Source organism: Micromonospora sp. NPDC023644 (assembly GCF_040640115.1).
In the GTDB taxonomy this organism is placed as follows: domain Bacteria; phylum Actinomycetota; class Actinomycetes; order Mycobacteriales; family Micromonosporaceae; genus Micromonospora.
This window is the reverse complement of sequence record NZ_JBFABA010000012.1, coordinates 145,082-152,628: the sequence shown is the minus strand read 5'-3', so window position 1 is coordinate 152,628 and position 7,547 is coordinate 145,082. Positions and strand designations below refer to the sequence as shown.

The window sequence follows — 7,547 nt, the reverse complement described above, 5'->3', positions numbered from 1 at the left end:
CCCGCGCCGGGCCCGGCGGCGGGGCCGGGCGGTCGGGCGGAGGTGTCGTGGCGCGAGGGGGTGGGCGGCACGGCCGATCCTCGGGACATCGGGGAGCGTCACTGCGGCCGGGAGGCCGAGCCCATCCTAGGAGCAACCCGCGGCCGGGTGAAGATCAGCCGAGGACACGATGGCCGGCACGCTCCAGCGCGGCGGTCGCCTCGCGCAGCCGCACGGCGGGAACCAGCAGGTAGTCGGTGTCGTAGGTGGAGAAGGCGACCACGCTGACCCGGGCTGCGGCGAGCGGGTCCACAAGCGCGGCGAGGGTGCCGCTGACGGCCAGGTCGAGCGGCTCACCGACCCGCAGGCAGCGCCAGGCGGTCTCGCCGACGGCCTGCTCGGGCGCCCGGTCGGCGGGACAGATCAGCGAGATCCCGTCCGCCGTCCAGCTCACCGTGACGACGTCGCCGTCGCTCAGCCCGCCCGACAACTCGGGCGGCAGGGCGGAGCCGGCGGCCAGGCGGCACACGGCGTACTTCCCCGGCAGCAGAGCGATATCGAGCATGAGGGCACCTTACGGCCTCGGTGCGGGCCCGCCCCAGATTCGCCGCGTGCGGCGAACGCCACATCGCGCCGCTGGTCAGACCGGGGAGAAGAACGTGAGGGAACCGGCGACGGTCCCGCTGGTGAACACCGGGGTGGAGATCGCGTCGACGGTCGAGTCCGGCGCGTCGGCCGACGCCCCCTGGACCCGGAGCAGCCCTCGGGCCAGGCGCCCGGAGGAGATGGCCAGCAGCGGCGGGATCTTGTCGATCTCGGGCTCGGTCAGCTCGCAGCGGTTGGCGGTGAAGTCGAGCAGCCGCAGCCCGCCGTCGAGCAGCGGCAGCCCGGTCACGTCCTCCGGATCGCCCAGGCAGAGCAGCTCGCAACAGGCGGCGGAGACGGCGACGACCCTCGTCCCGGCGTCGATCAGCAGGCACGGCTCGTCGGCGTGGGAGACGGTCGACGACCACCGACCGAGGTTGTCGAACTCCTGCTCTGTCGATGTTCCCGCCGCCGGCACGAACACGTCAGAGAGCGAGAGTTCGACGTGGGCCACCGCGCCTCCTATGTACACCGACGGTCCGTCCACGCTAGCCGGTCGTCGCGGGTGACGCCGACCGCGCGTGGTCGCCGGGCCGCCGGTGGGGTGAGGGAGTGCCCTGACCAGGCGGCCGGCGACGGCGCGACCGACGGGTGCCGACCGGCGCCCGGGTGCGTGGCGTCGCCGGTGACGTTACCGTCGGTTGGCCGGCTTGTCAGCGGCCGTTCGGCCGCCCTCGTACCACCGGTAGTCGGCGGCCGGACGGTACGCGCCGTTCATCCAGGTCTCCGGGTGCTGCGCGACCCGGGAGAGCTTCTCGGCCGTGGCCGGGCTGATCCGGCTGCCCCCGGCGACGAGCAGGCGGTCCAGCTCGCGGTGGGTGGCCATCAGGCAGTCCTTCGGCAGGCCGTAGACGCTGATGACGCCGGAGCCGACGAAGGTCAGCACCGGCGTCACCGGGATCGGCAGCCCCACCGCGTCGGAGAGGGCCTTGCTGGCGCGCTTGGCGTCGCGGCGGGCCTCGGCCACGTAGGGCGGTCGCTTGCCGTTGATCTGGACCACGTCGCCGGCCACCAGGACCCGTGCCCGGCCGTGGTCGGCGATGGTGACCGCGAAGAGCCCGCTCGGCCCGATGGCGAGGAATCCGGCGCGTTCGTCGCGTTCGTGGTCGAGCAGGAGATCGGAGGCGTCCGTGCGGGGCCACTCGATGACGTGCCACGCGGGCCCGAGATGGTCGAGCCGGCCGAGCGCCCGTGCCCCGGCCGCCTCCAGCCGCCGGGCGCCCCGTTCCGCGCGGCGGCGGCGGGCCCACTCCAACGGGGACGGACGAACGGGTGCGAGCACCCCCGGCGACTCCACGCGGGGGTGTGGCACCGCCGCGGGCGGCAGTGCCCGGGCGGACGGTACGGCTCGACGAGCGGGAAAGACAGTCATCGCGACCTCCGGCAAAAGGTCCCTCGAAGTTATGTCCTCACTACCCTACGTTGCCAGTCCCCCGTGTCGGCAAGTTGGAACGCCGGAGTGAGTGCGGATGAATGCCATATTCATCCACCCCTGTTTTATCGGATGCCGCCAAACCCTGCCCTACGCTGCGAGGGTGACCCACTACGTGGACAGCGAAGTCGGTCGGCTCGGGACGGTGCTGCTGCACCGCCCCGGCCCCGAGCTCGCCCGGCTCACCCCTCGCAACAACGACTCGCTCCTCTTCGACGCCATCCCCTGGGTCGGACGCGCCCAGGAGGAACACGACGCCTTCGCCGCCGCCCTGCGCGAGCGTGGGGTCGAGGTGCTCTACCTCGCCACCCTCCTGGCCGAGACGCTCGCCGTCGCCGACGCGCGGGCCGAGCTCACCGACGAGGTGCTCCGCTCGCCCCGGCTCGGCGACTCGCTGCGCGCCCGGGTCGCCGACCACCTCGCGTACCTCGACCCCGCCGCGCTCGCCGACGTGCTCATCGCCGGGCTGGCCCACGAGGAGCTGCGGGTCAGCCGGGAGCGGCCGGGCGGCCTCGTCTACACCCTGATGGACCGGCACGACTTCGTCATCGACCCGCTGCCCAACCTGCTGTTCACGCGCGACTCCTCGTTCTGGGTCGGCGACCGGGTCGGGGTGACCAGCCTGGCGATGCCGGCGCGGCGGCGGGAGACCACGCTGACCGACGCCATCTACCGGCACCACCCGCGCTTCGCCGGCACCGAGCTCGTCTACCAGCCCGGCCTGGAGCACCTGGAGGGCGGCGACGTGCTGCTCCTCGCGCCGGGGGTGCTGGCCGTCGGGGTGGGCGAGCGGACCACCCCCGCCGGCGCGGAGCGCCTCGCCCGGCAGGTCTTCGCCGCCGGGCTCGCGCACACCATCCTCGTCGTCCCGATCGCCCAGGAGCGGGCGACCATGCACCTGGACACCGTCTGCACGATGGTGGACGTCGACGCCGTGCTGATGTACCCGAACATCGCCCACACGCTCTCGGCGTACACGGTCATCGCCGGGGCGGACGGCGAGGACCCGCGGGTCGACGGCCCGGCGCCGTTCCTGCGGGCCGCCGCCGACGCGATGGACCTGGCCCAGCTCCGGGTCATCGACACCGGGCTGGACCCGGTCACCGCGGAACGCGAGCAGTGGGACGACGGCAACAACACCCTCGCCCTCGCGCCCCGGCTCTGCGTGGGCTACGAGCGCAACACGGAGACCAACGCGCAACTGGAGCGGGCCGGCATCGAGGTGATCCAGATCGCCGGCTCGGAGCTGGGCTCGGGCCGGGGCGGGCCACGCTGCATGTCCTGCCCCATGGTCCGGGAGCCGCTGGGCGGTCAGGGCCGGGATCCTGCCTGACGCCTCCCCGCGGGAGGCCGAGGTGCCCCCGCCGGGTGGCGGCGGGGGCATCGGGCTCAGCGCAGGGTGAGCTGGCGGCCGAGCAGGCCGTGGCGGGCCCGCCGGCCGGCGGCGTCGAGCGGCGCGGGGTCGGCGAGCGCCTCCGCGTACCGCTTGGCGAGGTCGGCGACCGGCTGCTCCCAGTCGGCGGCCGGGACGTCCTCCGGCAGGTCCCAGACCGGCACCAGCCGGCCGTGGGCCCGGAACATGCCCGCGAACCGGGTGTTCTCGCCGAGGACCAGCGTGCCGGCCACGCTCAGGCGGGCCAGCGCGTCCAGCGCGGCGTCCTCGTCGTCCGGCAGCACCCAGCGCACGTGCGCCTTCTCCGGCACCTGGCACCAGTAGGCGGCCCGGGCGGCGGCGAGCCGGACGGTCGGGTAGATCGCGGCGTTCGCCCGCTCCAGGGACGCCTGCACGTTCGGGTCGTCGCCCGCTCCCGGGTCGAGCCAGAACTCGAACCCGTCGTGCATGCTGACCTCCAGCGGGCCGTCGACCAGGACGTCCTGCAACCGGGGGCCGGGGCCGGGCAGCGGCGGCACGGACACCGGGCGGCCCGGCTCGGCCCGCAGCGCGCAGAGCAGCGCCTCGGCCAGGTCGCGGGAGACGTCACCGGACTGCTGGTGGCGCTGGAGCCCGATGAGGACCCGCCCGTCCGGCTTGGTCATGGCCGGGGCGGCCATCGGCAGCACGCTGGCGAGGGTGACCTCCCGGTCGCCGAACTCCTCGACCAGGGCGGGGGCCAGCCGCAGCGGTGCCGAGGCGGCCGGCACCAGTTCCCGCAGGGCGATCCACTCCGGTTCGTCGGTCAGCCCCTCGAACGGTCGGGGCACGAAGATGTCCCGTACCTTCTCCCGCTTCGGGGTGGCTTCGGCGGCCCGCTGGCTCTTTCGACGCTTGCTCACGGCGACACAGCCTAGAGGTCCCGGCCGTCCGGCGGGGCAGGACCCGCCCTCGCGGCCGGTCAGCCGGCGACGGCGAGGTCCGACCGGGTGACCTCGGCCGGGTCGAACTCGGCCCACACGCTCTGGCCCAGGCCGTCCCGCTCGACGCCCCAGCGGTCGGCCAGCCCCGAGATGATGTGCAGCCCCCGGCCGTCGACGGCTTCGAGGTCGGCGACCCGCATCGTGGGGCCCGCCGCGGCGCCGCCGTCGGTCACCCGGAGCTGCACCTGCTGGCCGCGGGTCGAGTCGCGCAGCCGCCAGGCGACCCGGACCACTCCGCCAGGCAGCGGGTCGGCGTGCCGGACCGCGTTGCCGACCAGCTCGGCCAGGACCGCGATGAGGTCCGCCAGGAGCGGCGGGGGTACGACGCCGGTCAGCTCCTCGGCGAGGCGTCGCCGCGCCAGCCGTGCCCCGACTGCGTGGTGGGGAACCACCACGCACCATGCCCGATCGGCAGCTCCCGTCGACACCTTCGTCCCTTCACGCCCCCGTTGCCCGTTGCCGGTCACCCGCGGGGCAGCCGCACCTCTGCGACCGTACCGCCACCGGCCCTCGGCCGTAGGGATACCCATCCATTCTGCTGTTCAACGATCCGGCGGACGAGATAGAGGCCGAGTCCGGCCCCGGGATAGCGGCGACGGTCGCCCGACTCGCCCTGCCAGAACCGGTCGAAGGCCCGCTCCGCGTGCTCCGGTCGGATGCCGACGCCCCGGTCGCGGACCTGGAAGGAGACCGTCGACCCGTCCGCCCCGGCGGTGATCTCGATGGGTGAGTCCGGTGCGGAGTACTTGCCGGCGTTCGTGCACAGCTCGGTGAGCATGGTGGCCACGCTCGGCCGGTGGCCGAGCGCCTTGGGCAGGTCGGCGGGGAGGCGGAGGACGAGCCGCTGCCGCAGCTCCGCCGGCAGGTCGACCGCCGCCGTGCGCAGCGCGTCACCGAGGTCGTACGGGGCGGGCGGGTCGTCGCCCGGTCCCGCCTCGGCGGCGGAGGAGAGCAGCCGGTCCACCAGCCGGGCCAGTTCGTTGGCGCGCTGCCCGATCACCCGGGCGGCGTGCCGCCGGTCGGTCTCGGTCAGCGACTCCCAGTGGTCGGTGAGCGTGTCCGCGTAACCCTTGATCACGGTCACCGGCGTACGCAGCTCGTGGCTGGTGACCGCGACGAAGAGATCCCGGTCGTGGTCGCGCCGCTGCTGGTCGGTGATGTCCCGGAAGGTGACCACCCGCAGGGCGCCGGGACCGGGCAGCTCGCCGGAGGTGATCTTGAGCCAGCGGCCGTCCGGCAGCCGGTGGTCGAGCACCCGCCCGCACGGGGGCAGCGGGAAGGGCAGCGGCTGGTTGAGCGCCTGGGCCGTGGAGCGGCCGGTGACCCGGGCGGCGGCCGGGTTCCAGAGCCGGACGTGACCGTCCCGGTCGACCACGGCAAGCCCGTCCGCCAGCGCCGCCACCACCGGCCCGTCGCCGTGCACCGGCAGCCCGGTCTGGTCGCCGTACATGTGGGCGATGCAGGCGGCCAGGTAACCCACGATGGCGTGCTGCTCGGCGTCCAGCGGGTCGTCTGAGTCCGGATAGAGCACGTGCAGACTGCCCACCGTCAGTCCGCCGATCTCCGCGCGGGCGACCACCATCCGGAGCAGGCCCCGCTCGGCCAGCTCGGCGGAGAGCCTGCCGGTGAGCTCGTCCGTGCGGACCTGGCGCACGCGGGCGCCGGAGAGCAGGCAGACGGTGGCGGGGTCGTCGGCCGGCACGGGATGACCGACGGCCCACTCGGCGGCGCCGGTGGCGGCGATCACCCGGCCGCCCGTCGGCGCGAACTCGACGAACGCCACCCCCGCCGCGCCGAGCGCCGAGCGGGCCACGCGGAGCAGGTGGGTGAGCACCGGGAGGCCGGCGCCGCCGGAGTTGATCATTTCGACCACCGCGCTCTGGCCGGCGATGAGAGCGGAGAGGTCAGTGCGCTCCGGCATGCTCCGAGTGTGCCCCGCCGGCCGGTTCCGGGACACCCCTGCCCGCCCGGGTCTCCGGTCGGCGCCACCCCGGTCAGCGACCCAGGCGGGCCAGCGTGTGCGCCGGCCGGTCGGTGATGACGCCGTCCACCCCGGCGGCCAGGACGAGGTCCAGGTCGGCCGGCTCGTTGACGGTCCACACGTAGACCTGGTTGCCCGCCGCCCGCAGCGCGGGCACCAGCCGCGGGCGGGCCCGCACCAGGGCGACGCCGGGGCCGGCGATCCGGGTGCCGAACGGCAGCCGCCCCAGCGGCAGCCAGCGCGGCAGCACGTCCAGCAGCAGCACCGTGGGCAGCGCGGGGGCCAGCCCCCGGACCCGGCGTACGGCCAGCGGGGAGAACGACATGACCGTGACGCGTACCGGATCGTCCGGTTTCGGCTCGGCCAGGCCGTAGCGGCGCAGCAGCGCGACGAGCCGGCGCTCGACGTTCCCGCCGTAGCGGGAGGGGTGCTTGGTCTCCACCAGCAGCCGCACCGGCCGGCCCGCGGCCAGCACCGCGTCCAGCAGCCGCTCCAGGGTGAGCAGCCGGGTGTGCGACTCGTCCAGCACCTCGTCCCCGTCGGCGGGCACGCAGCCGGGGTGCCAGGAGCCGAAGTCCAGCGCGTCCAGCTCCGCGAGGGTGCGGGCGCTGACCAGCCCGTGGCCGTTGCTGGTCCGGTCGAGCCGGCGGTCGTGCACGCAGACCAGGTGCCCGTCGCGGGTCAGCCGGACGTCGCACTCCAGCCCGTCCGCGTCCTCGTCGAGGGCACGCAGGTAGGCCGCGAGGGTGTGCTCGGGCAGGTCGTGGGAGGAGCCGCGGTGCGCGAAGACGAGGGGGTCGCCCATTCCGCCCGCCCTAGAGGACCCGGCCCGGCTGCCCGTCCGCGCCGACGACCGGTCGCCCGGCGGCGGCCCACTCGCCCATCCCGCCCTGGACGTTGCGCACCTGGTCCAAGCCGTTGCGCATCAGATAGGTGACGACCTGCGCGGAGCGCCCGCCGGAGCGGCAGATGACGGCGACGTCGCGGTCGGCCGGCACCTCGGCGATCCGGGCCGGCAGCTCCGTCATCGGCAGGTGGTGCGCGCCGGGGGCGTGGCCGGCGTTCCACTCGTCGTCCTCCCGGACGTCGAGCAGGTACGCGTCGTCGGCGATCTCGGTCACGGTCACGGTGGGAACCTGGGATCCGAACACGGGC

At 74.8% G+C, this 7,547-nt stretch carries 9 protein-coding genes; 1 reads left to right on the top strand and 8 read right to left on the bottom strand.

Features of this window, described 5'->3' with window-relative positions:
- Positions 1-154 precede the first annotated feature (154 nt).
- The 3 genes from AB0G08_RS12655 to AB0G08_RS12645 form a co-directional block, all read right to left on the bottom strand.
- On the bottom strand, positions 155-544 hold the full coding sequence (locus AB0G08_RS12655; RefSeq protein WP_357875221.1) for an ACT domain-containing protein: 390 nt from the start codon (positions 542-544) through the stop codon (positions 155-157).
- 75 nt (positions 545-619) lie between these two features.
- Positions 620-1,078 carry a hypothetical protein gene (locus AB0G08_RS12650; RefSeq protein WP_358086667.1) on the bottom strand — a complete coding sequence of 153 codons (459 nt, stop codon included), beginning with the start codon at positions 1,076-1,078 and terminating at the stop codon, positions 620-622.
- A 177-nt stretch (positions 1,079-1,255) separates the two neighbouring features.
- Positions 1,256-1,996, bottom strand: a complete 741-nt coding sequence (locus AB0G08_RS12645) for a hypothetical protein (protein ID WP_357875217.1) — start codon at positions 1,994-1,996, stop codon at positions 1,256-1,258.
- A 163-nt stretch (positions 1,997-2,159) separates the two neighbouring features.
- On the opposite strand from AB0G08_RS12645, the gene AB0G08_RS12640 reads away from it, so the two are divergent.
- On the top strand, positions 2,160-3,389 hold the full coding sequence (locus AB0G08_RS12640; protein ID WP_358086665.1) for an arginine deiminase: 1,230 nt from the start codon (positions 2,160-2,162) through the stop codon (positions 3,387-3,389).
- A gap of 56 nt (positions 3,390-3,445) precedes the next feature.
- Here AB0G08_RS12640 and AB0G08_RS12635 read toward each other — a convergent pair whose 3' ends face one another.
- From AB0G08_RS12635 to AB0G08_RS12615, 5 genes are all read right to left on the bottom strand, one after another.
- A complete protein-coding gene (locus AB0G08_RS12635) occupies positions 3,446-4,330 on the bottom strand; it encodes a DUF5926 family protein (RefSeq protein ID WP_358086663.1) in 885 nt (294 codons plus the stop codon).
- A gap of 59 nt (positions 4,331-4,389) precedes the next feature.
- Positions 4,390-4,839, bottom strand: coding sequence for an ATP-binding protein (locus AB0G08_RS12630; protein WP_358086661.1), 450 nt, complete (start codon positions 4,837-4,839; stop codon positions 4,390-4,392).
- A 35-nt stretch (positions 4,840-4,874) separates the two neighbouring features.
- Positions 4,875-6,332: an ATP-binding protein gene (locus AB0G08_RS12625; protein WP_358086659.1), complete on the bottom strand. Its 1,458-nt coding sequence runs from the start codon at positions 6,330-6,332 to the stop codon at positions 4,875-4,877.
- Between the two features lie 73 nt (positions 6,333-6,405).
- A complete protein-coding gene (locus AB0G08_RS12620; RefSeq protein WP_358086657.1) occupies positions 6,406-7,197 on the bottom strand; it encodes a glycerophosphodiester phosphodiesterase family protein in 792 nt (263 codons plus the stop codon).
- A gap of 10 nt (positions 7,198-7,207) precedes the next feature.
- On the bottom strand, positions 7,208-7,543 hold the full coding sequence (locus tag AB0G08_RS12615) for a rhodanese-like domain-containing protein (protein WP_358086655.1): 336 nt from the start codon (positions 7,541-7,543) through the stop codon (positions 7,208-7,210).
- Between the last annotated feature and the right edge of the window lie 4 nt (positions 7,544-7,547).